The following is a 25,586-nucleotide window of genomic DNA, read 5'->3' on the forward strand; positions in this document are numbered from 1 at the left end:
CGGGTGACGTGGAGTCGAACAGCGCCCGGCCGACATCGCCCTTGTGTGCGATGTCAGACCCGTGCGTCATCCTGCGGGACATGGACATCCGCGCTGATTGGGCCTTGGAACTGCAGTTGGACGTCGTCCGGAAGGAGGCGGTCGACGACGGCGTGCGCGCGGCCGTCGACACCGTGACCGGCCACATGAACGGCGGGCGCGGCCGGGGGCGCAGGGGCGGTCGGGCGCTCCTCGACCTGCTCGGCGAAGCCCGCGCCCGGGCGGCCGGCGCGGGGGAGTGGCAGGTCGTACGACTGCTCCAGGACTCCGTGGACTACGCCGAGGGGCGGATCCTGAAACCGGAGTTCGAGGAGCGCTACCGGCTGTTCCAGGACGGCGCCGAGCGCAGCGACATCCTGCGGGACTACGTGGGCACGACCCTGTGGGTGGGCGGTCAGGTCATGGCGTTGAAGGGGAAGGAGTTCCTCGACGAGCGTCCCGCCGCCACGGCGCCGGAGCTGCTGGAGCACCTGCGGTCGCTGGGCGAGGACGGCCGGTTCGTCGAGGCTCCGGCGGACCGGCCCGGGGGCTACCGCATACCCCGGGGGCGCGCCGAGATGGCGCTGTGGATCGAGCGGCTGCTGCGGCGCGAGCGGATCGAGGTGGCGGACCCCGAGGCCGAGGCCCGCCGGATCGCCGCCTCGCCCGAGGCGCTCTCCCTCCTCGCCTCCGACCGGGACGGCCGGCTCGCCCTGCGCGCCGCCGAGCTCCAACGGCGCGGGCGCCAGCTGGCCGCCCTGCGCGTCGTGGCCGAGGACCGCGGCGCGCGCGAGGCCGACCTCCAGCGGGCGCTGGAGGGCCAGCACTGGATCTTCGGCGGCCGGTACGTGGGGGAGGCCGTCCAGCGGCGGCTCGTCGTCGGGGACGAGGTGGACATCCCGCTGATCCGCGGCGACGGCTCGCTCCACGTGGTCGAGCTGAAGCGGTCGATGAGCCTCGCCGGGCCGCTGGTGAAACGCCACCGCGGGGCGTGGGTGCCGGCCGCCGAGGTGCACGACGCCGTGGGGCAGGCGGTGAACTACCTGGTCGGGTTGGACGAGAACCGCGAGCGGCTGCGCGCCGACTTCGGCATCGAGACCCGCCGGGCGAGCGCGCTCGTCCTGATCGGCCATCCCGCGGCGCAGCCGGAGGTCCCGGAGCGCGAGGTCAACGAAGCCCTGCGGACCTTCAACGCGCACGTGACCCGGGTCGAGGTGCTCACCTACAAGGAACTGATCGACAACGCGGAGCGTTCGCTCGGCGCGGCTGCCGGCTCCCGGTCCCGATGATGGCCAGGGTGGGTGGCCCAGGCCGACGGGACCTGGGCCACCCACCGCACCGGAGGCGCAGATGACCGAGGCCGCACCCGTACCCGCATCCGTACGCGCACCCGTGCCCGTGCCCGTGCCCTTCACGACCGCCGAGGTCGACGGGCTGCGGGAGGCGCTGGAGGAGGTCGTCGCCGACGGCGCGACCCCGGGCGGGGTCGTCGTCTGCGGCACCGCCGCGGGGGACCGCGCGGTGGTGTCGGCCGGGATGGTCTCCCCCTTCACGCACCAGAAGTGCCCCGACGCGCACACCGTCTACGACGTCGCGTCCCTCACGAAGGTCACCGCGACCTGGCCGCTCGTCGGCCGCGCCGTGGCGAGCGGGCTGATGGAACTGGACGCGCCCGTACGGGACGTCCTGCCGCCGATGGAGGGACACCTGCCCGGCGCCGCGGTGAGCGTGCGCCGCCTGCTGTCGCACACCTCCGGGCTGCGGGCGGCCACCCGCTTCGACCTGTACGACCTGACCTCGCGCCCGCTGCACGAGCTGATCTGCGCGGAGCCCTTGGAGAGCCTGCCGGGCACGCACCGGTACATCAACCGGGGCTACGTCCTGCTCGGCCTGGCCCTGGCCCACGTCCACGGCGAGCCGCTGGACCGGCTCGCCGCGGCCTTCTGGGCGGAGCTGGGCATGGGGGACACCGCCTACGGGCCGCTGCCGCAGTCCGAGCGGGTCGCGCCGACCGAACGCCGCGACGCCCACGACCGGCTGTGGGGCGCGGTGCACGACGAGAACGCGGCCGCGATGGGCGATGTCGCCGGCCACGCCGGGGTGTTCGCCCCGGCCGCGGACCTGGCGACCTACGCCGAACACCTGCTGTCGGCGGCCCCGGACGACGTGCTCGGCGGCTGGCTGCGGGAGAGCATGGCGCCCGTGGCGGAGATCGACCCCGGGCGCCACCGGGGCCTCGGCTGGATCGTGACCGCCGACGGCGCCGTGGCCCACCACCACGGATTCACCGGCACCAGCCTGTTCCTCGCCCCCACCACCGGCCGGTACGTCGTCATCACCACCAACGCGATCCACGACGGCCCCACCGCCCGCACCCGAATCACCCCGCTGCGCGAACGCGCCCTCGAAACGGTGTGAAAGCCGCGCTCCACGCCGCCGGGCGGCTCAAAACCGTGCACCCCCAGGTCAATGGCCTGGGGGTGCACGGGCTCCGGGGACCGTCGGGGGTGTCGGGGGCCCGGAGGGATCAGGGGGTGGGGCGGGGGGTCAGAGGGTGCCGAGCGACTCGCGGGCGCTGGTGCGGTAGAGGCCGACCTTCGGGGCGGCGACCTTTCCCGGAGCGGTCAGCGGCAGGCCGGTGCCGTCCGCGTTCGGCATGTGTTCCGCGTCGGCCAGGACGTTGAGCTCGTCGGCGACCGGGCCGCTCCCGCCGCCGGGGTTGAGGTCGACGGCCGCGTAGGCGGTGGCGCCGGGGCGCACCGGGTACGCCGGGGCGCCGCCCAGCCCGCCGGGGGCGGTGGCCGTGATGCCGAGCGCGGCGCCCTTCGCGCTGAAGCCGACGGTCGGGTGGTAGGCCAGGCCGCAGGAGGTGGAGGCGTTGTTGGTCACCGTGATGACGCGCACGGTGGCCGGGAGGCCCTGCGCGGAACCGACCTTGACGGTCAGCTTCCGTGCCGAGCAGGGGTGGGCGTAGGCGTAGGCGTCGTCTCCGGTGGCCGTGCCCGTGCCCGTGCCCGCCTTCGCCGGGGCGGGGGTGCCCGCCCCGGCTCCCTTGCCGTCCGACGGGGCGCCGGAGGCCCCCTGCGCGCCCGTCGCCGAGGCCCCGCCGGCGGTGCCGGGCGAGGCCGCCCCGTTCGCACCGGGGCCCCTGTTCGCCCCGTCCGCGCCCGCCGCCGCCCCGCTCGTGCCGCCGCACGAGGTCAGGGCCAGCGCGAGACCGGCCGCGATGGTGGCGGCCCAGGTCGCGCTGCGGAGGCGGCGGGTGGTGCGCATGAGGGAACTCCCCGGTTCTGAACGGTCGTCACGCGAAGTCGTTCCCGCGTGGACACCACTGTGCCGGGGCCCGCTGGCGTCGTGGTCACGCCGCGCTGACGTTCCGCTGACGTCGGGGGAACGCCCGCGGGATCACGCCCGTACGCTCTGGCGCGCCCGCACCTTGTCGTACCGGGCGCGGTAGGCCGCCCCGTGCACGGGGTACTCCTCGTCCGGGGCGTCCGGGGCGTCCGATGTGTCGTCCGGTGCGTCGTCCGGTGCGTCCAGTTCTTCGGCCGACAGGTGGAGCAGCGCGCCGAGCGCCCGCTCCGCGCCCTCGTCGAAGCCGGTCGATTCGGCCTCCCGCGCGGCCTCGTCCAGGCATCGGATGCCCTCGGTCCGCTCGCCGAGGCCCACCAGCGCCTCCCCGGTCGCGGCCAGCAGCAGCACGCGCGAGGGGGACCGCGCGTCCGGGGCGTGGGCGGCCCGCGCGGCCGTCGTGCTCTCCAGCGCCTGGTGCCAGTCCCCGGAATCCAGTTGGTGCCGGGACAGGTGGTAGAGCGCCAGGCGTTCCGTGGTCGGGTCGCCGGCCGCGCGGGCCAGCTCCGCCGCCCGTACGCACCCCCGCGCCGCCCGGTCGAGATCGCCGAGCGAGGCCTGCGCCAGGGAGAGGTTGACCAGGGCCGTGGCCTGGCCGCTGCGGTCGCCGGACCGGGCGGCCAGCAGGGGGGCGGCTTCGAGGTGCGGCAGGGCCTCCTCGGTCAGGCCCTCCTCGGTCAGCACCCACCCCAACAGGGCGAGCACCCGGGCCTGGCCGTGCAGGTCGGCGTCGGCCCAGGCCGAGTCGAGGGCCGTGTAGAGCAGCGGGGCCCAGCCGTCCAGGACCCGCCACACCATCAGCGGCCACAGGGACAGCGCGACCCGCCACGCCCGGCCGTGCAGCGCGGCCGCGTGCGCGGCCGTCGCCGCCAGGGCCATGTCCTCGCGCTGCGCCGCGTACCAGGCCATCGCCTCGTCGCGGTCCCGGAAGTCCCGTACGTGCGCGGGCGCGTGGAAGTCGGCGTGCAACGGGAAGCACGGCTGCCCGTCGCGCTCGGCGGCCCCGGCCGCCGCGAGGCCGGTCGCGATGTAGTGGTCCAGCAGCCGCGCCAGCGCCCGCGGGTCCGTCTCCATGTCGCGGGCGTAGAGCCGGACGAGGTCGTGCAGCACCCACCGACCCGGTGCGCCGTACGTCAACAGGTGCGCGGCGGCGAGCTGGTCGAGGGCCGCCTCCGCCTCCTCGACGCCGGTGCCCGCCAGGGCCGCGGCCACCTCGCGGTCGATGTGCGTGCCGGGGTGGCGGCCGAGGTGGGCGAGTTGGTGCGCGGCGCCCGCCGGGAGGCGGCTCACCGACAGGTGCAGGGCGGCGCGCACACCGGTGTCCTCGGCGTCGAGCAGGGCCAACCGGCGCGTGGTGTCGGAGAGTTCCTCGGCCATGGCGGTCAGGGTCAGGTACGGCTGGTCCGCCAGCCGGGCGGCGGCGACCCGCAGGGCGAGGGGCAGTCCGTCGCACAGCTCGGCCAACCGTCGGGCGGCCGCCGGCTCGGCGAGCACCCGGTCCGCGCCGAGCACCGCGGCGAGCAGGTCCGTACCGTCCTGCGGTCCCAGGACGCCGAGCGGAACGGGCCGGGCCGCGTCCGAGGCGATCAGGCCGCGCAGCCGGTAGCGGCTGGTGACGACGGTGACGCACTCGCTCCCGCCCGGCAGCAACGGACGCACCTGCTCCGAGGCGCGCACGTTGTCCAGGACGACCAGCAGGCGCCGGTCGGCGGTCAGGGAACGGAACAGCGCGGCGGCGCGGGTCACCGACTCCGGCACGCGCGGCGGCGCGACGCCCAGTGCCAACAGGAACTCCCGCAGCACGTCCATGGCCGAGGCTTCGCCCGTGTCGCTGAAACCGCGCAGGTCGGCGTGGAGGCGGCCGTCCGGGAACCGCTCGTGGTGCAGGTGCGCCCAATGGACGGCGAGGGCGCTCTTGCCGACCCCGGCGGGTCCGGTGACCAGGCAGATCGGCGCCTCCGTGGCGGCGGCCCGCGACAGCTGCGCCAACTCCGCCTCGCGGCCGTGGAAGCCGCGGGGTGCGCGGGGCATCAGGTCGAGGGCGTCGGCGTACCGGGCCGGCGGGGCCGGGGTGCGGGCCGGTGCGCCCGCCGCCCCGGGCGCGGCGCCGCGGTGGTCCTGGCCGCGGTGGTCCTCGGCGCGGGCGGTGGGCGCGGTGGGCGGCGTGCGGACGGTGTGCGCGGTGCGGGCGTCCTCGTGGTCGTGTCGGCAGCCCTGTCCCTGGGGCTGGGGCCCGCGCGGGCCGTCCTGACCGCGCTGGCCGCGCAGGGCGACCGCGTAGGCGTCGCTCAGCTCGTCCCCCGGATCGACCCCGAGCTCCTCGGCGAGCAGGCGCCGGGTCTGGTGGAAGCAGTCGAGGGCCTCGGAGCGCCGGCCGGCCCGCTGGAGGGCCGTCACCAGCGCGGCGGACAGCGATTCCCGCAGCGGATGGGCGATCGCCTCGGGACGGAGCACCGCCGCGGCCTGCGCGTGCGCGCCGAGCCGCCCGTACCCGGCGGCCAGGTGTTCCACGGTGGTCAGCCGCAGCTCCTCCAGCGCGTCCGCGGCCGCCTGGAGCGGCGGTGTGGGGTGCACACCGGTCAGCGCGGGCCCCTGCCACAGGGACAGGGCCTCCTGGTACATGACCACGGCGTCCGCGACCGACTGCTGTTCCTGGGCCCGGGTGACCAGCTGCTCGAAGCGGTGCGCGTCCAGCAGCGCCTCCGGCATCCGCAGCACGTAGGCCGCGCCCTGGGTGGCCAACTCGACCCCGTACGTGGACGCTTCGGCGGCGTCGAGCAGGGTGCGCAGCCGGGACACATGCCCCTGGATCACGCTGCGGGCGCGCGCCGGGGGCTCGCCGTCCCACAGCGAGTCGGTGAGCTGCCGGAGCGGTACGGGAAGGTTGCGGCGCAGCAGCAGTGCGGCCAGCAGGCTGGCCCGCTTGGCGGGTCCGAGCGGTAGGTCCCCGGCCCCCCGCGCGACGGTCACCGATCCGAGCAGACGGAACTCCACCTGCTTGCACCCCCCCGGAAGCAAAGAAACGTCAGCATATCGTCACGGCCGAGCCCCGCCCCGCCCGATCCGCCCCGCTGACATGGGGCCCTGACGTCAGGCCCGTCGTACGGACGCCCCGGCGCGCGCGGCCCACACGGTGCGTTCGGTGCGGACCGCGAGGTCGTCGCGGCGCAGGATGCTCCCGGGGCCCCCGGTGTCGAGCAGCCGCTCCAGCGCGGTGAGGTCCCGGGCGTCGAGGGAGGCGGCGGCGCCGTCGCGCAGGCGGCCCAGGCTGCTCAGCGCGTAACGGCCGACGGCCGCGTTGCCGGCGCCGTCGACGTGGACCGTGATCGTCCGCTCGCCCTCGACGGTGAAGCCGGCGGCGGCCAGTTCGGGGCCCCAGTCGGCGCCGCGGTGCGGCAGGTGCTCGGCGTGCCGGCTCGCGAGGGCGGCGTGGCAGCGGTCCTCCAGGCCGGGCCGCTCCCGCGGGGCGTCGGCGGGCAGGAAGCGGGGGAAGCCCGCCAGCTCGACGACGGCGAAGAGGCCGCCGGGCGCGAGCAGCCCGCGGACCGCGCGCAGGGTGCGCCCGGGATCGGCCATGTGGTGCAACGAGGCCGAGGCCCAGACGAGCTCGGGGCGAGCGAGGTCGGGGCCGGCGAGGTCGGGCCACTCCCCGTCGAGGTCGGCCCGGACCGTGCGGACCCGGTCGGCCAGGCCCAGCTCCCGGGCGCGCTCGCGCAGGCGGTCCAGGTGGGCGGCCGAGGCGTCGACGGCGGTCACCCGGGCGTCGGGGAAGCGCGCGAGCAGGGCGAAGGTGCCGGCCCCGGTGCCGCACCCCAGGTCCACGATCCGGCGCGGTGCGGCGGTGACGGGCAGCCACGCGGTGAGGGAGTCGGTGTGCTCGGCGAGCACGTCGGCATCGAGGTCGAGGATCTCGGCCTGGTCATGGGAGCCGCTGGGCTCGCGAGCGGGGGCGTGGCCGTGGCCATGGGTGTGGGTGTGGGAGGCGTGGTTCATGACGGCCACGCTAGGACGGTCGTGCCGTTACGGCAGCGCGCCTCCCGGTATGCGCAAGAAGAAGACCGGGCGGGCTGCCGAACGCGCAAGCGGCCGACTCCTCAGGCGCCGTCGCCGCCCTGATGGCCGCGGCGGGCGTCCCGGTCGAAGAAGCCCAGGATCTCGCAGGGCCCGCCCTCGGCGCCGATGGCGTGCGGCAGCATCGTGGGGAACTCCACCGCCTGGTGCGTCTCCACCCGCACCCGCCGGCTCCCCAGCAGCAGGACCGCGGTGCCGGACAGGACGACCAGCCATTCGCGGCCCGGGTGGGCCCGCATGCGCGCGGGGACGTCGGGCGGCGGCTCCGTCATCCGCCGGCGCACCACGCTGACGCCGGGGTCCGCCTTCATGGTCCAGCGCATGCTCCCGTGGGCCGCGTCGACCACCGGGTGGCTGACCACATCGTCGGCGGCGGTCTCGACGAGCTGGTCCAGGGAGGTGTCCAGGGCCCGGGCGAGGGTGACGAGCTGGTCCAGCGCGAGGCGGCGCCCACCGGTCTCGATCCGGCTCAGCGTGGACTGGCTGATGTGGGCGCGCGCGGCCAGCTCGGCCAGGGACCAGCCCTGCGCCACGCGCAGGGCCCGGATCCGTTGGCGCACGAGACCGTCCAGCTCGCCGTCGGCTTGCGTCACGAGCAGCAGCGTATGCCGGGACCGCGAGCGGGCGCGCGGTCAGGAGCCGCCCGCCATGACGACGGCCGGTAGATGGCGGCCGGTAGATGACGGCCGGTAGATGACGGCCGGTAGGTGACGGCCGGTAGATGACGGCCGGTAGGTGACGGCCGGCGCCGACGGTCCTTTACCGGGCGCTCGGGGTGGGTGATGCTGACCCGGCGTGGGAGCGATGATCGACGGGGCGGGAGCGCCGGTCGGTGCAGAGGGGGAGACCGCCGTGGTGCGCGTGGAACTGTTGGGGCCGGTAGGGGCGTTCGCCGAGGACGGTGCGTCGGTCGAGGTCGGCGGGGTACGGGTGCGGATGCTCCTCGCCCGGCTCGCCCTCGAAGAGGGCCGGACGGTGCCCGTCGACGCGCTCGTCGGCGGCCTGTGGGGCGAGGAGCCGCCGGCCGACGCGGCCAACGCGCTCCAGGCGCTGGTGTCCCGACTGCGCAGGCCGTTGCGCGGATCCGCGGCGGTGGAGTCCGCATCCGGCGGTTACCGGCTGGAGCTGCGGGCCGAGGACCTGGACGTCCACCGCTTCGAGGAACTGACCGCCCGGGGCCGGCGCGCCCTGGCCGCCGGGCGGGCCGAGGAGGCGGCGCCGCTGTTCGCGACGGCGCTCGGGCTGTGGCGCGGACCGGCCCTCGCGGACGTGCGGGGCGCCCCCTACGCCGGGCCCGTCGCGACCCGGCTGGACGACCTGCGGAGCGCGGCGGTCGAGGACCGCTGCGACGCCGAGCTGCGGCTCGGCCGGCACGGGGAGGTGCTGGCCGACCTGGAAGCGGCCGCGGCCGAACGCCCGTTGAGCGAGCGGGTCGCCGGGCTGCGGATGCGGGCCCTGGTGGCCGCGGGGCGCCAATCCGACGCCCTCGCGGTGTACGAGGCGCTGCGCGCGCGGCTCGGCGACGAACTCGGCGTCGACCCCTCGGCCGAGCTGCGGGAGGTCCATCTGTCCTTGTTGCGCGGCGAGTTGGAGAGCCCCGTTGAGCGGGCCGAGACCGCACCGAGCCGGCTCCCCGCCCGGCTCACCAGCTTCGTCGGCCGCGACGCCGAACTGGACCGGCTCGCCGACCAGTTGGCCCGCGGGCGGCTCGTCACCATCGTCGGCCCCGGCGGCGCGGGCAAGACCCGCCTCTCCTTCGAAGCGGCCACCCGGGACCGGGCCCACGCGCGCGGCCGGGTCTGGTTCGTGCCCCTCGCCGGCGTGAGCGCGCCGGACCAGCTGGCCGACGCGGTACTGGGCGCCCTCAGCTCCACCGACGGCCGTCTCTACGACGCGGGCCAGGGGCAGCGGGCCACCCCGGTCGAGCGGATGGCCGGGCTCCTCGGCAGCGGCGACGCCCTGCTCCTGCTCGACAACTGTGAGCACCTCGTCGAGGCGGCGGCGCAGCTCACCGCCGAACTCCTCGACCAGCTGCCCGAGTTGCGGATCCTCGCCACCAGTCGCGAGGCCCTCGCCATCACCGGCGAATCCCTGTGCCACCTCGGCCCGCTCGACATCCCGACGGGATCGCCCGACCCGGCCGAGGCCGTACGCTCGCCCGCCGTCCGGCTCTTCGTCGACCGGGCCACCGGAGTCCGGCCGGACTTCACGCTCGACGACGCCACCCTCGACCCCGTGGTCGAGGTCTGCCGACGCCTCGACGGGATGCCGCTCGCCCTCGAACTGGCCGCGGTCAAGCTCCGCTCGATGAGCGTCGACCAGATCGCGCGCCGCCTCGACGACCGCTTCCGCCTCCTCGCCTCGGGCAGCCGCACCGCCCTGCCCCGCCAGCGCACCCTGCTCGCGCTCGTCGAGTGGAGCTGGGACCTGCTCGACGAGGCCGAACGGGTCCTCGCCCGCCGGCTGTCGGTGTTCCCGGGCGGCGCGAGCGTCCCCGCCCTCGAAGCGGTGTGCGCGGACCCCTCGCTGCCGGCCGCCGACATCCCGTACGTCCTGGACGCCCTGGTCGAGAAGTCGCTGGTGCACACCGTCACCGAAGGGGCGGGCGAGCCGCGCTACCGGATGCTGGAGACGGTACGCGCGTACGCGGCGCGCCGGCTCGCGCAGGCGGAGCCCGATGACGCCGTCACCCGGCGCTTCGCCGCGTACTTCCTGGCGCTGGCCGAGGAGCACGAGCCCCGGCTGCGCACCGGCGAACAGCTGCGCGCCGTCCAGGTCTTCGACGCCGAGCACGACAACCTCGTCCTCGCGCTGCGCACGGTCACCCTGGCCGGGGACGCGGACCTGGCGGCGCGCTTCGCCGGTGCGATGTTCTGGTACTGGGGGATACGGGGGATGAGCACGCAGCTCGACGCGCACGCGCAGCCGTACTCCGAGGAGGCGGGCGGGGGCACGGCGGCCGAGGGCGACTCGGCGACCGCGCGCGAGTTCCACCCGGCCCTGCTGCTCCTGCGGATGTCCCGCGCCTCCTACCCGGCGGGCGCGTCCGGCCGGGGCCGGGCGAACCCGGCGCCCGCGGACCCGCTCGACTCGCCCGACCCCTGGGTGCGGGCCAGCGCACACCTGGCCCGGGACTTCGCCCTCACCGAGCGGGGCGACCTGGTCACGGGCGCCGATTCCCGGATCGAGGCGCTGCGCGGCTTCGAGCGGGTCGGCGACCGCTGGGGGCTCGTGATGAGCCTGCTCCCGATCGGCCGCGACCACTCCTTGCGCGGCGAGTACCCGCAGGCCATCGCCACCTTCGAGCGGACCGTGGCGCTCAGCTCCGAACTCGGCACCGAGGACTACCTCTACCTCAGCAAGGCCCGGCTCGCCCGCGAGCGCCGCCGCAGCGGCGACCTGGCGGGCGCCTTCCGGGACCTGTACGCCGCCCATCGCCAGGCCCGCGAGCGCGGACAGCTGCGCCTGGAGGCCAACATCCTGGTGGGCCTGGCCAACGTCCACCGCCGGGCCGGTGACCTGGCGCGCTCCGACGCCACCCTCGACCGGCTCGAAGCGCTGGGCGCGCGCCGCCCCGCCCTGCGGGAGCTGGCCCGCGACCTGATCGTCAGCACCCGCATCGAGAACCGCCTCGCCGAGGGGGACGCCGTGGCGGCCAGGGCGCTGCTGCCCGAGGCGGCCGGTGCCCTCTTCGGCCAGGGAGCGGGCGCCGCGCTCGCCTGGGTGGCCGAGTTGCTGGGCGGGCTGCGGACGGCGGAGGGCGCCCCCGCGGAGGGGGCCCGGGCGCTCGGCATGAGCCAGGTGATGCGCGGCGCCTTCGACTGGGGCGAGCCCGAGTGGCGCGAGCTGGTCGACCGGATCGTGGCCGCCGTGGGCCGGGAGGAGTTCCAGCGGGCCTTCGACGACGGGGCCGCGTACTCCCGCGAGGACGCCCTGCGGTGGCTGGAGGCGGAGACCCTGCGGGCGGTGGCACGGACCTGAGTCGGCGCCGCTCCGGGCCGGCGCCGTTCCGGGCCGGCCCTGCCCTGCGCCGGCGCGTGAACGACCGGGCGGGGCCCGCTCCACCCCCGTGGGTGCGGACCCCGCCCGGCCGGGCTCGTCGCCGGGCGCGCGTCGGCGCTCAGCCGGCGTTCTTGCGGTAGGCGCGCACCGCCAGCGGGAGGAAGACCACGACCACGCCGGCCATCCAGGCGAAGGAGGCGAACAGCGAGTCGGCGACCGGCCCGCCGTTCAGCAGGCCGCGCACCGCGTCCGCCACCAGCGAGACCGGGTTGACGTCGGACCAGGCCTGCAGCCATCCGGCCATGCCGTCCCGGGGCACGAAGACGTTGCTGGCGAAGGTGAGCGGCAGGATCAGCACGGTCATCAGGCCATGCACGGACGCGGGGTTCTTGATCAGCATGCCGAGGTAGACCGAGATCCAGGAGAAGCTGAGCGCGAAGCCGATGAGCAGGGCGAGCGCGGTGAGCGCGGCGACCGGGCCGGTCTGCACGCGGTAGCCCATGACCAGGGCGAGGACGGCCACGGTGGCCAGGCACAGGACGTACCGGACGACATCCGCCAGGACGGCGCCGATCAGGGGGCTGGAGCGGGCGATCGGCATGCTGCGGAACCGGTCGAAGATCCCGGTGCTGGCGTCCGTACAGAGCGAGGCGCCGATGCCGATGCTCGCCTGGAAGACGGCCATGACCATGACGCCGGGGACGACGAGCCGCAGATAGCGGTCGGTGTCGCCGCCGGACATGGCGTCCCCGAAGAGGTAGACGAACATCAGCAGGCTGATGATCGGGGTGAGGACCACGTCGACCAGCTGGATCGGCGACTTCATGAACTTGGTGACGCCCCGACCGGCGAGCGCGAGGCTGTGCCGGACGGTCTGCGCGGGTCCGATCCGGCTCGGGGAAGCGGCGTCGGCGCCGCGCGGGCGGGTGGGGAGGGGCTGGGCGCTGAGGGACTGGGTGCTCATGACGGTGACCTCTCGGGAGAGTCTGCGCGGGGCGGGGAAGCCGGGGCTCGGGCCGGGCCCGGGCGGCCGGGGCTCAGGCGGCCGCGGCGGGCCGGTCGGCGGTGGGCCGGTCGGCGGTGACGGTGGGCGCGTGTCCGGTCAGCGCGAGGAAGACCTCGTCGAGGCTGGGCAGGCGCAGGCCGAGCTCGTCGGCGGTGATCCCGGCGCCGTCCAGGCGGCGGGCGACCGCGGCGACCACCAGCGGGTCGTCGGCGGGCACGGTGAGCACGCCCGAGTCCTGCGCGGGGGCGTGTCCGGTCAGCTCGGTGAGCATCCCCGCGACCTGCGCCAGATCGGCGGGCAGGCTCGGCCGGACCTGGAGGATCTGCCCGCCGACCCGGCGCTTGAGTTCACCGGGGCGGCCTTCGGCGACCTTGCGGCCCTTGTCGAAGACGGTGATGGAGTCGGCGAGCTGGTCGGCCTCCTCCAGGTACTGCGTGGTGAGCAGCACCGTGGATCCGTCGGCGACCAACTGGCGCACCACGTCCCAGACTTCCTGTCGGGCGTGCGGGTCCAGGCCGGTGGTGGGCTCGTCCAGGAAGAGCACCTGGGGTCGACCGACCAGCGAGGCGGCCAGGTCGAGGCGCCGCCGCATGCCGCCGGAGAAGGTGGCGATCGGCTTGCGGGCCGCCTCGGTGAGGGAGAACTTCTCCAGCAGCTCCGCGCCCCGCGCCTTCGCGTCCCGCCGGGACAGGCCGAGCAACCGCCCGATGAGCACCAGGTTCTCCTCGCCGGAGAGGGTCTCGTCGACGGAGGCGTACTGCCCGGTGAGCCCGATCAACTGCCGTACCCGGACCGGGTCCTCGATGATGTCGTGGCCGCCGATGCTGGCGTGTCCGGCGTCGGGGCGGGCCAGCGTGGCGAGGATGCGCACGGTGGTGGTCTTGCCCGCGCCGTTGGGGCCCAGGACGCCGACGACCTTGCCCGCGGGGACCTCCAGGTCGACGCCGTCCAGGGCGGTGAAGTCCCCGTACTTCTTGACCAGTCCTTCGGCCCGGATCGCGTATCCCATGCTCAACAACTCCTCGTCGGGTCATCGCCGTTCTCGATGACCCGACGATGCCGCCCCGTGCTGACAGCGCCCGGACAGCCCGCTGACAGCGCCCGCCACCCGCTGTCAGGCGGGGGCGGGCGCTGCCGGGCGAGGTCCGGGCGGGGGCGGGCGGGGGCGGCCCGGGTGGGGTCAGGCCGCGGCCGTGGTGCGTGCGCGGTCCGGGGTCGCCCGCTGCGCGACGCGGCGGCGCCGGGCCGGCAGGCCCAGGGTCGGGTTGGCGACGCTCCAGGCCGCGCCCTTGCAGATCATCTCCTTGTAACGGGCGGCCGTGCGGCCCGTCAGGGCCCGCTCCACCGCGCGGTCGTCGGCGGTGACGAACTGGATCAGCCCGTTCGTCCGGCCGAGGGAGATGCACTGCTGCGCGTAGCGGATCCCGATGCCGGGGACCTCCGCGCCGGTGAGGCGGGCGGCGAGGGCGTCGGCGGCCTGCCAGGCCATCGGGATGCCCGAGGCGCAGGACATGCGCAGCGGCTTGTCGCCGGGGCCCATCGCCATCGCCGCGTCGCCCACGGCGTAGACGTCCGGGTGGGAGACCGAGCGCATCGTGGAGTCGACGACGATCTGCCCGTTGGCGGTGTGCTCCAGGGTGCTGGCCCGGGCGATCGGGTGGACCGCGAATCCGGTGGTCCAGACGGTGACGTCGGCGGGGAGGGTCCGGCCGTCCTCGGTCGTGACGCGGCCCGCTTCCACGGCCTCGACCGAGGCGTGCTCGTGGACCGTGATGCCGAGCCCGTCCACCACCCCGCGCAGGTGCGCGCGCCCCTTCTCCGAGAGCCAGTCGCCGAGGACGCCGCGGGCGGCGAGGTGGACGTCGAGGTCCGGGCGGGCCTCGGCGAACTCGGTGGCCGCCTCCAGCCCGGTCAGTCCGCCGCCGACCACGGTCACGGACCCGCCCGCCTCCAGGGCGGCCAGGCGGTCGCGCAGCCGGCGGGCGCCCGGACGGCTGGAGACCTCGTGGGCGTGCTCGGCCGCGCCGCGGACGCCCCCGTCGTGCCAGCCGCTGCCGAGGGCGTAGACGAGAGTGTCGTACGCCAGTTCGGTCTCCGGCTGGGCCTCCCGGCCGGCGGCCGGGGCGGCGGTCGGCGCGGCGGCGAGCGTCACCGTCTTGGCGTCCGCGTCCACGGCGGTGACCCGCGCGAGCTTCAGTTCGACTCCGGTGCCCGCGAACATCTCCTCGAAGGGCCGGGGCCGCAGCTCCTGGCCGGCCGCGAGCTGGTGCAGCCGGACGCGCTCGACGAAGTCGGGCTCCGGGTTGACGAGGGTGATGCTGACGTCCGCGCGGTGCAGTCGCTTGGCGAGGCGACCGGCTACGACGGCACCGGTGTAGCCGGCTCCGAGGACGACGATGCGGTGCTCCATGTCCGTGCTCCTGTCTGGGCGGGTCCGCCGTGGTCCGGCGTGGCTCCGCACCTTGAACCGGACGGCCCCGCGATTCCTGACAGGCGCCGCAGGTGACCTGGGTCACATGCGGCGCGGGAGGGGTCAGAGCGTGAGGAGCGGGGCCTCGTCGTGGCCCGCGGCGACCCACTGGGCGCCCGCGCGGACGAGCTTGTCGGGGTTGACCTGGCTGCGGATCGCGACGATGCCCTCGGGGGTGACCTCCAGGCAGATGATCCCGACGAGCCGCCCTTCGACGAGGGCGACCACGGCGGGCTCGCCGTTGGCGGTGGTGGCGTAGACCTCGGGGACGCCGCCGACGATGGCCCGCTTGGCCTGGCCGGGCTTGAACAGGCCGCGCATGAAGGTGGCGACCGCGAGCGCGCCCTCGAAGGCCTTCGCGCGGGCCGGAACCTTGCCGCCGCCGTCGCCGACCGCGACGGCGTTCTGGGTGAGCAGTTGGACGAGCGGCTCGGTGCGACCGCTGGTCGCCGCGGCCAGGAACTCCTCGACGATGCGCAGGGCGGCGGCCTCGTCGATCTCGGTACGCACCTTGCCGTCGGCGATGTGCTTCTTGGCCCGGTGGTAGATCTGCTGGCTGGCGGACTCGGTGATGTCCAGGATCTCGGCGACCTCCCGGTGCGGGTAGTCGAAGGCCTCCCGCAGGACGTACACCGCCCGCTCGCCCGGCGACAGGCGCTCCAACAGGACCAGTACGGCGTACGAGACGGACTCCCGCTGTTCGGCGGTGTCGGCCGGGCCGAGCATCGGGTCCCCGCTGAGCAGCGGCTCGGGCAGCCACTGCCCCACGTAGGTCTCGCGCCGGGCACGGGCCGAAGTCAGCTGGTTGAGACAGAGGTTGGTGAGGACCTTCGTCAGCCAGGCCTCCGGCACCTCGATCCGCCCGACGTCGGCCGCCTGCCAGCGCAGGAACGTCTCCTGGACGGCGTCCTCCGCCTCGCCGGCCGAGCCGAGCATCCGGTAGGCGATGGCCTCCAATCGGGGCCTGGCGGCCTCGAACCGGTTCACGTCAGTCGCGATCAGTGCCATGCCCGCGATCGTAGGCCTCCGCGCGGAGCGGCGGCAGTTCGGGCACCGCTCTATGGCAGGTACGCGCTCATGACGGGTGCACGGGGCGCGGAGGGTGCGGAGGGTGCGGAGGGCCGTGGGACGTGCCCGGTCGGAACCGGAAGAGGTCGAGGTGCTCGCGGAGGAAGGCCTCCAGGGTCCGGGGCGGCCGGCCGAGGACGCGCGCGACCGCGCCGTCGGGGGCTTCGGGGTGGGTGGTGGCCATGCGCTGGATCTCGACGACGTGGGAGGCGAGCCAGTCGGGCATGCGGGCGGTGGTGGTGAGGTGGCGGTGCAGGTCGGGGCCGGGCAGGTCGACGTAGCGCACGGGGCGCTCCAGCAGGTCGGTGAGCAGGTCGGTGAGCTGGGTGTGGCGGTAGGTCCGGTCGCCGGTGAGGGTGTAGGCGTGCCCGGCGATCTCGGGTCGGGTCAGCGCGGCCGCCGCCACGTCGGCGATGTCGCGGCAGTCGATGTAGTTGCAGGCCGCGTCCGCCGTGGCGCCGGCGACGACGCCGCCCGCGGCGACCCCGGGGGCGAGCAGGAGCAGCTTCTGCATGAAGGCGTACGGGCGCAGCACGGTGTGGCGCATCCCCGATTCCCGCAGGGCCACCTCGATGGCGTGGTGCCCGCGGGCTATGGCCACGGGCGAGTCGGGGCCGGCGGCGCCGGGGGCGGAGAGCTTGACGACGTGCCCGATGCCGCTCGCCGCGGCCGCGGCGATGGCGTTGGTCTCCAGGGCCACCTGGGCGGGGCCGTTGGCCATGGTGAGGAAGAGCTGGCTCGCGCCGTGGAACGCGGCCCGCAGCGAGTCGGGGTCGGCGGCGTCGGCGGCCACGACCTCCGTCCGGGACGGGGCGGCGGAGTCGCGTCCGGCGCGGGCGAGGGCGGCGCGGAGCCGTCCGGGGTCGCGGCTCAGTGCCCGGGTGGGTTCTCCGAGTGCGGTGAGGCGGTGCAGGAGTGCGCTCCCGGTGGCTCCGGTGGCTCCCATGACGACGATCACGCGATGTCCTTCCTGGTCGATGTGGGCTGGGCTCCGTACCAGCGCCAGGTGGTGATGGTGGCGGCGAGCGCGGCGGACAGCGGCAGGTCCAGCCGCAGGCGTCCGGGCCACGCCGAGCCCGGCGGGAACGGCGCGGGCCACGCGTCCAGGCCCCGCACGGCGAGGTGGGCGGCCGCGGCCGCGAGGGCCGCCCCCACCAGCCCGGCCCCCACCGCCCGTACGGCCTTCGGCAGGGCGACGGCCCGGGGCGCGCGGATGCCACGGCGCCGGAGCCGGCTCCCGGTGAGGGCGGCGACGAGCGCCGAGGTGCCCGCGATGGAGGTGAGGGCGGCGACGGTCAGGTCGGACCGGCCCGTGAGCAGCCCCCCGGCCCCGGCGCTCAGGGCGGGGGCGGCGTAGGCGATCAGGACATCGGGCCAGAGGGCGGTCGTACGGCTTCTTCGATCCCTCATAATTAGGTGCCTAACTATATGGATATGCGAATGTGCGGACGTGCGCGTCCGCCGGGACGTACTCGGGTGCGTACGCGGGGGGCCGGGCCGGGCTACTGGTCGGCCAGGGCGCCGATGCCCCGGGTGATCCGGGAGAGCAGGTCGAGGAAGACGGTCCGCTCCTCGACGCTCAGGTCGGCCACCATCGCCTGGAGTCGCCGGAAGTGGTCCGGGGCCAGGTCGCGCAGCTTCTGCGCACCGCGCGCGGTCAGTACGACCACCGCGCCGCGGCCGTCCTCGGCGGACGGGCGCCGCAGGACGAGCCCGTCCTTCTCCAGGGAGTCGACGAGTCCGCTGACCGTCGCGCGGGAGACGCCGAGGGTGGCGGCCAGGAGCGAGGGCGACTTCTCGCCCTCGCTGTCCTTCAGGTCCGCGAGGAGCCGGTAGCGACCGGTGGACAGCCCGAACCGGGAGAAGTGCGCCTCGCTGGCCTGGCCGAGCCGGGCGCCGGCCGCCATGAGGCGTACGGCGACCAGCACGGCCTGGGGGTCGGAATCGAGGCCGTAGTGCTGGATCTGGCGCCGGGCCTGATCCAGTGTCGGGGTCTCCTCGGCCGGGTCCCTCTGTGCGTCCATGAAAGTAATATGGGTCCTAACTACTGCCTCTGTCAAGGAGGCTACGGGCCCACCGGTCGCGTCTTGACCAGATGTTCGGCCTGTTCCGCCTGCTCCGACAGCTCGGTGCGGCGGGCGTGTTCGGTGGAGTTCTCGATCTCCTTGCGCAGGGCGCGCTCGGTGCGCAGCACCGTAGCTCTCGGCACCGGTACCCGCTGTCCGGGCCGCTCGGTGAAGGGCCGCAGCTCTCCGGCGAGCGAGTGGGCGTCCTCGGACGTCCCGCGACGCAGGGAGAGGAACACCCGGGAGAGCCAGTCGGCCGGGATCTGCACCATGGAATCAGTCATATAGGTGCAACGACGGCCCCGCGCGACCGTGACGGAGAACCCCCCGTCTGGCCATACGGTCCCCACCCGGCAAGATCCGAAAGAGACGGCCTAGCCCACCGGGCCGGCGGACCACTCCACGAGCGGGGGTGACACCCGGGCACAGAGCGGCAGCCCCTTGCCGTCGGTGAGCCCGAGGCGGGCGCGCAGCACCCCGGAACGCAGCGCGGCCCGGGCGGTGTCCGGCGGGATGTCGCCGAGCATCAGCTTGGCCCGGCGGAACATCGTGAAGCCCCCGGCCGCGTCCACCGTGCCCCAGGACAAGTAGACGAACCGCTCGGCGGGCCGCCCCTGCACGTACGGCCCCGTGATGTCGACGGCGCCGACTCCGGTCGGGGTCGCGGTGCACTCCAACACCCATGTGGCCGACGGGGCGTCGCCGGGCTGCGGATCGAGCAGCTCGTCCGCGCGGCCGCGCCGCTGGACGGCGACGTGCACGTCCCCGTAGCCGGGAAAACCGGGCCCGGCGGCGAACTCCCGCCCCGGCAGCTCAGTGGCGTCGATCCGGATCAGCACGGCCCCGTCGTCCATGGCCTCATCATCGCGCCGAAGCCCGGCGGACGATGACTCCCGCACCCACCGGACTCGATGTCACCCGGCCTTGCGGATGCTGTCGATGATGCGGGTCCAGTTGTCGCCGCCGTGGCCGTTCTCGATCGCGCGCCGGTAGTGGGCCTGGACGGCCAGGGGGAGGGCGAGGTCGAGTCCGAGCGACGTGCTGGTTTCGACTATGTGGTCGCAGGTCGCGCCCATCATGGTGACCGTGCTGAGGTCGCCGGGGTGGTCTCCGGCATCCAGGGCGGCGCCGGGAGCCTCTTCGCCGGCCCTGAGGATGGCGCCGATCGAGTCGGTGAAGGAGAGCAACTCCGGCAACGTCTCCGCGGCCTTCATTCCCGCGGTGCCCAGCATCGCGGTGGCGTGCATCAAGGCGGACAAGGTGGTGAGGAACACGGCGAGTTGGGCCTGGTACATCATCTGGGCGAGGCCGGGGTCCTCGCCCAGATGCTTCGGCGTGCCGAGCAGTGCCAACGTCGCCCGATGGCCCTCCAGCACCTCGGTGGGGCCGCTGTAGTAGACGAAGCCCGTCTCCGCACCCACCATCGGCGCCGGGACCATGACCCCACCGGTGAGGAAGGCGGCCCCGTGGCCCGCGGCCCAGGACGCCGCCTCGCGCGTGCGGTCGGGGGTGTCGGAGCTGAGGTTGACCAGTGTCCGGCCGGCGAGCGATGCGGTGGCGCCGTCGAGGACGTCGTACATCGCCGGGTAGTCCGTGAGGCTGAGGAGCACGAGGTCGCTCGCCCCGACCGCCTCGGCCGGTGTCGCCGCGAGCACCGCACCGTCGGCGACGACGCCGTCGGCCCGGCCGGCGGTGCGGTTCCAGACGGTGACCGGGTGGCCGGCGGCGAGTAGGGCGCGGGTCATGGCCTGGCCCATGGGGCCGAGCCCGATCACGGTGACGGCGCTCTTCTGCCGGGCGTCGTCGTGCCGTTGCTGTTGTTGTTCCTGCTGCTGCTGTTGCTGCTGTCGTTCGTTCACTCCTCCATGCTCGAAGAGCGCGACTAGTCTCGGAAGTACCCACTATTTACTTCGGTACTTACCTTTCAGTAAGGGGATCAGCGGTGGCCAAGGCACCCCGGCGCGGGCCGTACATCTGCGGCATCGACGCCGCGCTCGATGTGGTGAGCGGCAAGTGGAAGGGGCTGATCCTCTGGGAACTCGACGCCCATTCCGTACGCCGCTTCGCCCAACTCCGCCGCGGTCTGCCCGGCGTGAGCGAGAAGATGCTGACGCAACACCTGCGCGAGATGGAAGAGGACGGCCTGGTGCACCGGAAGGTCTATGCCGAGGTGCCGCCACGGGTGGAGTACTCCCTGACCGAGCACGGACACACCCTCAACCGGGCGCTCCTGCCACTCGGCGCCTGGGGAACCGACCGCGTGCGCCGCGAAGGCTCCGGGGTGGTCGAGGTGGCCGACGTGACCGACGTGACCGACGTGAGCGACGTGAGCGACGTGATCGAGGTCGCCCCGCACGGATAGGCCCTCCGGGACCGGTCGGCGTTCGTCCCGCGGGAGTACGGCAGGGTTCGGGACGCCCGGGGGAGTACGGGCGATCTCCTGCGCCGGCGTGAGGGAACGGCCCCTCGGGGGCGGGACGCTGGAGTCGACCGGGCGGGCCATCGGGGCCACCGGGCCGAGTCCAGGCGGAGGGCCCGAGATGGGGCAGACAGCGAGAACAGGCGGCTACCGCAGGGCGGTTCCGTGGGGCGTTCTGGTGCTGTGGGTGATCGCGATCGCCGTGGCCGGGCCGTTCGCGGGCAAGCTCGCGGACGTACAGCGTGACCGGACGGCGGACTACCTGCCGTCGGGAGCCGAGTCGACACAGGTGGCCAGGCTCCAGGAGAAGCTGCCCGGCGGCGAGGTGACCGGCCTGCTGCTCGTCTACCACCGAGACGGCGGGCTGACCGCCGCCGACCGGGCCGCCGCCGAACGGCAGGTCGAGCAGGTCACGGTCCCGGCGGGCACGACGCACGAAGGGTCCGCCGAGGACCCCGTGGCCCTCGCCGGGTCGAAGGACCCCCGGGACTTCGGCGCGATCCTCCGCGGACCCGGTGTCCCGTCCGCGGACGGCACCACGCTCCTGTACGCGGTGTCCACGACCGCGCCCGGCACGGACGACGCGGCGCGGAAGGCCTTCGTCCAGGCCGTACGGGACCACGCGCGGGGGACCGCCGGGCTGACCGTGTCGGTCGGCGGCGACGGCGCCGTGGAAGTCGACGCCAAGGAGGTGTTCGGCTCCATCGACGGGACGTTGATGCTGGCGACCGGGCTGGTGGTGGCCCTGCTCCTCGTCCTCACCTACCGGAGCCCGGTCCTCTGGCTGGTGCCGCTGGTGGTGGTCGGGGCGGGCGCGCTCTGCGCGCGGGCCGCCGTGTACGGGCTCGCCTCGGGCTTCGGGCTGACCGTGACCAGCCAGAGCGCCGGGATCATGACGGTCCTGGTCTTCGGCGCGGGCACCGACTACGCCCTGCTGCTCGTCGCCCGCTACCGCGACGAACTGCGCCGTACCCCCCTCCCCTACGAGGCGATGCGCACCGCGCTGCGCGGTTGCGGGCCCGCGGTGCTGGCCTCCTGCGGGACGGTCGTGGCGGGGCTGGCCTGTCTGCTCGCCGCGGACCTCGACAACATCCGCGGCCTCGGCCCGGTGGGCGCGGTGGGCGTCCTGTGCGCGCTGGTCGCGATGATGACGCTGTTGCCGGCCCTCCTGGTGTTGCTCGGGCGGCGGGTGTTCTGGCCGCTGATCCCCGCGTACGGCGGCGAAGCCGCGCGGCGCGGCCGGGGCGTCTTCGCCGCGATGGGGAGTTCGGCGGGCAAGCGGCCCGTCGCCGTGCTCGTGACGGGGGTCGTGCTGCTCGGAGCGCTGGCGCTCGGTGTGTTCCACCTGCCCGGGGCGCTCAAGAAGGAGGACGCCTTCACCGACAAGCCCGAGTCGATCGCCGCCATGGGAACCCTGGCCAAGGCTTTCCCGGATCGCAGCAGCCGGCCCGTCGAGGTGATGGCGCCCACCGCGGCGGCCGACCGGATCCTCGCCGGGGCGAGGTCCGTCGAAGGCGTCGCGAGCGCGGTGAAGGGCCGCGCCGGCGGCGGCTGGACCGAGATCGCCGTGACCACCGAGGCCGCGCCGGAGACCGCCGGGGAGAGCGCCGCCATCGATCGCCTGCGGGCCGCACTCGACGGCGCGCACGTGGGCGGCGCGAGCGCCCGACAACTCGACCTGGCCGCGGCCAACGCCCGCGACCGCCTGATCGTGATCCCCCTCGTGCTCGCTTCGGTGCTGCTCGTCCTCGTCCTGCTGCTGCGCAGCCTCGTCGCCCCGCTGCTCCTGGTCGCCGCCGTCGTGCTGGTGTGGGGGGCGGCGCTGGGGATCGGCGGGCTGCTCTTCGGCCCGGTGTTCGGATTCACCGGCGTCGATCCGGGGCTGCCCCTGCTGACCTTCGTCTTCCTGGTCTCCCTAGGCGTCGACTACGGCATCTTCCTGATGCACCGCACCCGCGAGGAGACCCGGGGCGGCGCCGATCCGGGGCAGGCCGCGCTGACCGCGCTCCGCACCACCGGCGCGGTCATCGCCTCGGCCGGCATCGTCCTGGCGGCGACCTTCGCGGTGCTCGCCTCGCTGCCGCTGGTGATGTTCGTGGAGATGGGCACGGTGGTCGCGGTCGGGGTGGTCCTGGACACCTTCCTCGTCCGCACGTACCTGGTGACCAGCGCCAGCGTGCTGCTCGGCCGCGGGGTGTGGTGGCCGGGCCGGCTCTCCGGCGCCCCCGCCCCGGTCGCCGGTGCGGGACCCGCTCTGGAGCTGGTCCGCGAGCGATGACGCCAGCGCTGACGCGAGCGATGACGCCAACCAGGACGCGAGCGGGGACCTCCGGGTGGCGGAAGATGTCCCGGTGGCAGAAGTGACCGACCCCCCGAGCGCGGCCGAGCGCGTCTTGCGCGTCCTGCACCAGGACCCCCTGTCGGCCGCGCACCCCACGCGGAACGACGCGGTGATCGCGGCCGGTGTCGCCCTGCTCTGCGGGGCCCTCGCGTACGCCGACACCGCGATGCGACCGGACGCGCTCGGGTGGGCGCTGCTCGCCTGCTCCGCCCTGCTCCTGGTGTGGCGGCGGCGCCATCCGCTCGGGGTGGTGGTCGCGGCCGTCGCCTGCGTCGCCACCTACCAACTGCTCGACAACGCCCACGCCGCCCCCGTACCGGTCGCGATCCTCGCCCTGTACACCGTGGCCGCCACCGGTACGGTCCGCCGGACGGTGGCGGTCGGCGTGTGCGTCGTGGGCTTGGCGGTGAGCGCCATGTCGTCCAACGGCGTCCACCGGGTCCTGGACGTCCTGCGCACCTCCGGCTGGCTGGTGGCGGCCCTCGTGCTCGGCGTCGCCGTCCGCAACTACCGCAAGTACCTCGCCGAGGAGAGCACCCGGGCCGCGCAGGCCAACGACCGCAAGATCGCGGAGGAGCGCCTGCGGATCGCGCGCGACCTGCACGACCTGCTGGCCCACAGCATCACGCTGATCGGTGTCCGCACGTCGGTCGCGGCCCACGTCCTGGCCGTGGATCCGGACCGGCTCGACCGGGCGGCGATCGCCGAGGCGCTGGACTCCATCGCCGACACCTGCCGCGAGGCCCGTACGGAGCTGCGCACCACCCTGACCGTCCTGCGCGCCGACGAGCGCGGGCCGCTGCCGGACCTGGCGGGGCTGCCCGATCTGGTCCGTACGGCCAAGGCGGAGTTGGTCATGGACACCGACGGAGTCCATGTCCCGCCCACCGTGGGGGCCGCCGCCTACCGCATCGTCCAGGAGTCGCTGACCAACGCGGTCCGCCACGCGGGTCCGGCCGCCACCGTCCGGGTCCGTGTGACGGCGGTGGACGGCGCCCTGCGGCTCACCGTCAGCGACGACGGCCGGGGCCCGGGAGCGGGCTCCACCACCCCGGGCTTCGGCATCGTGGGCATGGGCGAGCGGGCCCGTAGCGTGGGCGGCACCGTCCGGACCGGCCCCCGCTCCGGCGGTGGCTTCGAAGTCGCGGCGAGCCTGCCGCTCCCACCCCGTTCCCCGGAGGCGTCCGCGTGACCACACCGCCAGACGGTCAGGGCCGCCCCATCCGGGTGCTGCTCGCCGACGACCAGACGCTCGTACGGGCGGCCTTCGCGATGCTCGTCGAATCGGCTCCCGACATGGCGGTCGTCGGACAGGCCGGCAACGGGCGGGAAGCGGTGGAACTGGCCCGCACCGAGCGGGCCGACGTCGTGGTGATGGACATCAGGATGCCGGGCACCGACGGCATCGAGGCGACGCGGCTGATCGCCTCCACCGAGGACCTGGCCGGGGTGAAGGTCCTGGTCCTCACGACGTACGACACCGACGAGAACGTGGTCGAAGCGCTGCGCTCCGGGGCCTCCGGCTTCCTCGTGAAGGACACCAGGCCGGCCGAACTCCTGGCCGCGATCCGCACGGTCGCCGGCGGTGAGGCGCTCCTGTCACCGGGCCCGACGGCCCGACTGATCGCCCGGGTCCTGCGCACGCCGGGGCCCGCCCCGGCCCCCGCCGCCCTCGACCCGCTCTCCGACCGGGAACGGGAAGTCCTCACCCTGGTGGCCAAGGGCCTCAACAACACGGAGATCGCCGACGCGCTGGCCCTGAGCCCCCTCACCGCGAAGACTCATGTGAGCCGGATCATGGGGAAGTTGGCGATACGCGACCGGGCGCAGCTCGTGATCGTGGCGTACGAATCAGGACTCGTGGTGCCGGGAGACCACGCGCCGTGAGCCCGTCCTCCCCGTCCCCGACACCGGCGGGCGCCGCTCGCCTCAGGCCGAGGCGGCGGCCGGCGGGCCGGATGATTCGGCGGCGCGGCGGTATTCGGCGTTGATGCGTTGGGCCTCTTCGAGTTGGTCCTCGAGGATGATGATGCGGCAGGCGGCCTCGATGGGGGTGCCCTGGTCGACGAGTTCGCGGGCGCGGGCGGCGATGCGCAGCTGGTAGCGGGAGTAGCGGCGGTGGCCGCCCTCGGAGCGCAGCGGGGTGATGAGACGGGCTTCGCCGAGGGCGCGGAGGAACCCCTGGGTGGTGCCGATCATCTCGGCCGCCCGGCCCATCGTGTACGCGGGGTAATCGTCGTCGTCGAGACGGCCGAACGAGTCGCCTGCTGTCATTGAACCTCTCTCGTGGAACGCGTGGAGGGGCCTTGGTGCCACATGGCACCAAGGCCCCGAAGGAACTACTACACCATCTGCCGGCCCCGATACCGCACCGGCCTTCTGAATCCGCCGACCCGACCGAGCTGCTGTCGGGAGTGCGGGGATCGCGGTTGCTTGACCGGAGACCACCTCACTATCGATGTCCTGCGGTACCCGGGCTCAGACTTCCGCCCGGGCGATCCTGATGGCGCTCTGCTCCTCCGTTCTTCCCTCGGTGATCAACTACTTGTGGAACGGGTACTACGAACTGCTCACTGCCGGGTACTGCTGATGGCGGCCCCTGATCACTGCGGGCCACCCGGTCCGGTCGTCAGTCCCGTCGCCGTCCTGCCACAACGCTGGCTTCGGAACTCCACCACCGCACCGTCATGCGTACTGCGACTGCGGATACCGCTGCCCGGCAGTTCGTCTCTGCCGGGCCTTGCTGTCTCTTTGGGCTACGAGAGAAACCATAA

Annotated in this window: 22 protein-coding genes; 7 read left to right on the forward strand and 15 right to left on the reverse strand. The window is 74.6% G+C overall.

Going from position 1 to position 25,586, the window contains the following annotated elements; genetic code table 11:
• Window positions 1-80 precede the first annotated feature (80 nt).
• Complete coding sequence (locus ACZ4UB_RS01885; RefSeq protein ID WP_468067598.1) at window positions 81-1,307, forward strand: Shedu anti-phage system protein SduA domain-containing protein; 1,227 nt, start codon at window positions 81-83, stop codon at window positions 1,305-1,307.
• Between the two features lie 61 nt (window positions 1,308-1,368).
• A complete protein-coding gene (locus tag ACZ4UB_RS01890; RefSeq protein ID WP_468067599.1) occupies window positions 1,369-2,436 on the forward strand; it encodes a serine hydrolase domain-containing protein in 1,068 nt (355 codons plus the stop codon).
• 129 nt (window positions 2,437-2,565) lie between these two features.
• Here ACZ4UB_RS01890 and ACZ4UB_RS01895 read toward each other — a convergent pair whose 3' ends face one another.
• The 4 genes from ACZ4UB_RS01895 to ACZ4UB_RS01910 all read right to left on the reverse strand — a co-directional run bounded on the left by ACZ4UB_RS01895 (window position 2,566) and on the right by ACZ4UB_RS01910 (window position 8,033).
• Window positions 2,566-3,291: a DUF4232 domain-containing protein gene (locus ACZ4UB_RS01895; protein ID WP_468067600.1), complete on the reverse strand. Its 726-nt coding sequence runs from the start codon at window positions 3,289-3,291 to the stop codon at window positions 2,566-2,568.
• Between the two features lie 132 nt (window positions 3,292-3,423).
• Window positions 3,424-6,363 carry an AfsR/SARP family transcriptional regulator gene (locus ACZ4UB_RS01900; protein ID WP_468067601.1) on the reverse strand — a complete coding sequence of 980 codons (2,940 nt, stop codon included), beginning with the start codon at window positions 6,361-6,363 and terminating at the stop codon, window positions 3,424-3,426.
• A gap of 96 nt (window positions 6,364-6,459) precedes the next feature.
• Entirely contained in the window at window positions 6,460-7,362 is a 903-nt protein-coding gene (locus ACZ4UB_RS01905) for a class I SAM-dependent methyltransferase (RefSeq protein ID WP_468067602.1), read from the reverse strand.
• A 101-nt stretch (window positions 7,363-7,463) separates the two neighbouring features.
• Window positions 7,464-8,033 (reverse strand): XRE family transcriptional regulator, encoded by a 570-nt coding sequence (locus ACZ4UB_RS01910; RefSeq protein WP_354383447.1) that lies wholly within the window; start codon window positions 8,031-8,033, stop codon window positions 7,464-7,466.
• 259 nt (window positions 8,034-8,292) lie between these two features.
• On the opposite strand from ACZ4UB_RS01910, the gene ACZ4UB_RS01915 reads away from it, so the two are divergent.
• Complete coding sequence (locus tag ACZ4UB_RS01915) at window positions 8,293-11,421, forward strand: AfsR/SARP family transcriptional regulator (RefSeq protein ID WP_468067603.1); 3,129 nt, start codon at window positions 8,293-8,295, stop codon at window positions 11,419-11,421.
• A gap of 139 nt (window positions 11,422-11,560) precedes the next feature.
• Here the strand turns inward: ACZ4UB_RS01915 and ACZ4UB_RS01920 are convergent, their stop codons facing one another.
• From ACZ4UB_RS01920 to ACZ4UB_RS01965, 10 genes are all read right to left on the reverse strand, one after another.
• On the reverse strand, window positions 11,561-12,406 hold the full coding sequence (locus ACZ4UB_RS01920) for an ABC transporter permease (RefSeq protein WP_468067606.1): 846 nt from the start codon (window positions 12,404-12,406) through the stop codon (window positions 11,561-11,563).
• A 73-nt stretch (window positions 12,407-12,479) separates the two neighbouring features.
• A complete protein-coding gene (locus ACZ4UB_RS01925) occupies window positions 12,480-13,457 on the reverse strand; it encodes an ATP-binding cassette domain-containing protein (RefSeq protein WP_468067608.1) in 978 nt (325 codons plus the stop codon).
• Between the two features lie 171 nt (window positions 13,458-13,628).
• Window positions 13,629-14,858, reverse strand: coding sequence for an NAD(P)/FAD-dependent oxidoreductase (locus tag ACZ4UB_RS01930; RefSeq protein ID WP_468067609.1), 1,230 nt, complete (start codon window positions 14,856-14,858; stop codon window positions 13,629-13,631).
• A 123-nt stretch (window positions 14,859-14,981) separates the two neighbouring features.
• Window positions 14,982-15,926, reverse strand: a complete 945-nt coding sequence (sigJ, locus tag ACZ4UB_RS01935) for an RNA polymerase sigma factor SigJ (protein ID WP_468067611.1) — start codon at window positions 15,924-15,926, stop codon at window positions 14,982-14,984.
• Between the two features lie 67 nt (window positions 15,927-15,993).
• Entirely contained in the window at window positions 15,994-16,944 is a 951-nt protein-coding gene (locus ACZ4UB_RS01940; protein WP_468067613.1) for an NmrA family NAD(P)-binding protein, read from the reverse strand.
• Window positions 16,941-17,396, reverse strand: a complete 456-nt coding sequence (locus tag ACZ4UB_RS01945; RefSeq protein WP_468067616.1) for a hypothetical protein — start codon at window positions 17,394-17,396, stop codon at window positions 16,941-16,943. Before ACZ4UB_RS01945 ends, ACZ4UB_RS01940 begins: the two co-directional genes overlap by 4 nt.
• 92 nt (window positions 17,397-17,488) lie before the next feature.
• Window positions 17,489-18,010, reverse strand: coding sequence for a MarR family winged helix-turn-helix transcriptional regulator (locus tag ACZ4UB_RS01950; protein WP_468067618.1), 522 nt, complete (start codon window positions 18,008-18,010; stop codon window positions 17,489-17,491).
• A gap of 41 nt (window positions 18,011-18,051) precedes the next feature.
• Entirely contained in the window at window positions 18,052-18,324 is a 273-nt protein-coding gene (locus ACZ4UB_RS01955) for a hypothetical protein (RefSeq protein WP_468067620.1), read from the reverse strand.
• 102 nt (window positions 18,325-18,426) lie between these two features.
• Window positions 18,427-18,906, reverse strand: coding sequence for a DUF5990 family protein (locus tag ACZ4UB_RS01960; protein WP_468067622.1), 480 nt, complete (start codon window positions 18,904-18,906; stop codon window positions 18,427-18,429).
• A gap of 60 nt (window positions 18,907-18,966) precedes the next feature.
• Window positions 18,967-19,911: an NAD(P)-dependent oxidoreductase gene (locus tag ACZ4UB_RS01965; RefSeq protein ID WP_468067625.1), complete on the reverse strand. Its 945-nt coding sequence runs from the start codon at window positions 19,909-19,911 to the stop codon at window positions 18,967-18,969.
• Window positions 19,912-19,994: 83 nt separating this feature from the next.
• Between ACZ4UB_RS01965 and ACZ4UB_RS01970 the strand changes: the two genes are divergently transcribed.
• The 4 genes from ACZ4UB_RS01970 (at window position 19,995) to ACZ4UB_RS01985 (ending at window position 24,699) form a co-directional block, all read left to right on the forward strand.
• Complete coding sequence (locus ACZ4UB_RS01970) at window positions 19,995-20,414, forward strand: winged helix-turn-helix transcriptional regulator (protein ID WP_468067628.1); 420 nt, start codon at window positions 19,995-19,997, stop codon at window positions 20,412-20,414.
• A gap of 178 nt (window positions 20,415-20,592) precedes the next feature.
• On the forward strand, window positions 20,593-22,749 hold the full coding sequence (locus ACZ4UB_RS01975; RefSeq protein ID WP_468067629.1) for an MMPL family transporter: 2,157 nt from the start codon (window positions 20,593-20,595) through the stop codon (window positions 22,747-22,749).
• A gap of 73 nt (window positions 22,750-22,822) precedes the next feature.
• Entirely contained in the window at window positions 22,823-24,004 is a 1,182-nt protein-coding gene (locus tag ACZ4UB_RS01980; RefSeq protein WP_468067631.1) for a sensor histidine kinase, read from the forward strand.
• 80 nt (window positions 24,005-24,084) lie between these two features.
• Complete coding sequence (locus ACZ4UB_RS01985; RefSeq protein ID WP_468067731.1) at window positions 24,085-24,699, forward strand: response regulator; 615 nt, start codon at window positions 24,085-24,087, stop codon at window positions 24,697-24,699.
• A 42-nt stretch (window positions 24,700-24,741) separates the two neighbouring features.
• Here ACZ4UB_RS01985 and ACZ4UB_RS01990 read toward each other — a convergent pair whose 3' ends face one another.
• A complete protein-coding gene (locus ACZ4UB_RS01990) occupies window positions 24,742-25,086 on the reverse strand; it encodes a helix-turn-helix domain-containing protein (RefSeq protein ID WP_354383433.1) in 345 nt (114 codons plus the stop codon).
• Window positions 25,087-25,586: the final 500 nt, after the last annotated feature.

It is taken from the genome of Streptomyces sp. NPDC028419, assembly GCF_055565515.1.

Bases quoted from the DNA above. Each gene is read 5' to 3' on its own strand.
- ACZ4UB_RS01885 (WP_468067598.1), top strand. From the start codon at position 81: ATGGACATCCGCGCTGATTGGGCCTTGGAACTGCAGTTGGACGTCGTC.
- ACZ4UB_RS01890 (WP_468067599.1), top strand. From the start codon at position 1,369: ATGACCGAGGCCGCACCCGTACCCGCATCCGTACGCGCACCCGTGCCC.
- ACZ4UB_RS01895 (WP_468067600.1), bottom strand. From the start codon at position 3,291: ATGCGCACCACCCGCCGCCTCCGCAGCGCGACCTGGGCCGCCACCATC.
- ACZ4UB_RS01905 (WP_468067602.1), bottom strand. From the start codon at position 7,362: ATGAACCACGCCTCCCACACCCACACCCATGGCCACGGCCACGCCCCC.
- ACZ4UB_RS01920 (WP_468067606.1), bottom strand. From the start codon at position 12,406: ATGAGCACCCAGTCCCTCAGCGCCCAGCCCCTCCCCACCCGCCCGCGC.
- ACZ4UB_RS01925 (WP_468067608.1), bottom strand. From the start codon at position 13,457: ATGGGATACGCGATCCGGGCCGAAGGACTGGTCAAGAAGTACGGGGAC.
- ACZ4UB_RS01930 (WP_468067609.1), bottom strand. From the start codon at position 14,858: ATGGAGCACCGCATCGTCGTCCTCGGAGCCGGCTACACCGGTGCCGTC.
- sigJ (WP_468067611.1), bottom strand. From the start codon at position 15,926: ATGGCACTGATCGCGACTGACGTGAACCGGTTCGAGGCCGCCAGGCCC.
- ACZ4UB_RS01945 (WP_468067616.1), bottom strand. From the start codon at position 17,396: ATGAGGGATCGAAGAAGCCGTACGACCGCCCTCTGGCCCGATGTCCTG.
- ACZ4UB_RS01950 (WP_468067618.1), bottom strand. From the start codon at position 18,010: ATGGACGCACAGAGGGACCCGGCCGAGGAGACCCCGACACTGGATCAG.
- ACZ4UB_RS01955 (WP_468067620.1), bottom strand. From the start codon at position 18,324: ATGGTGCAGATCCCGGCCGACTGGCTCTCCCGGGTGTTCCTCTCCCTG.
- ACZ4UB_RS01960 (WP_468067622.1), bottom strand. From the start codon at position 18,906: ATGGACGACGGGGCCGTGCTGATCCGGATCGACGCCACTGAGCTGCCG.
- ACZ4UB_RS01975 (WP_468067629.1), top strand. From the start codon at position 20,593: ATGGGGCAGACAGCGAGAACAGGCGGCTACCGCAGGGCGGTTCCGTGG.
- ACZ4UB_RS01985 (WP_468067731.1), top strand. From the start codon at position 24,085: ATGCTCGTCGAATCGGCTCCCGACATGGCGGTCGTCGGACAGGCCGGC.
- ACZ4UB_RS01990 (WP_354383433.1), bottom strand. From the start codon at position 25,086: ATGACAGCAGGCGACTCGTTCGGCCGTCTCGACGACGACGATTACCCC.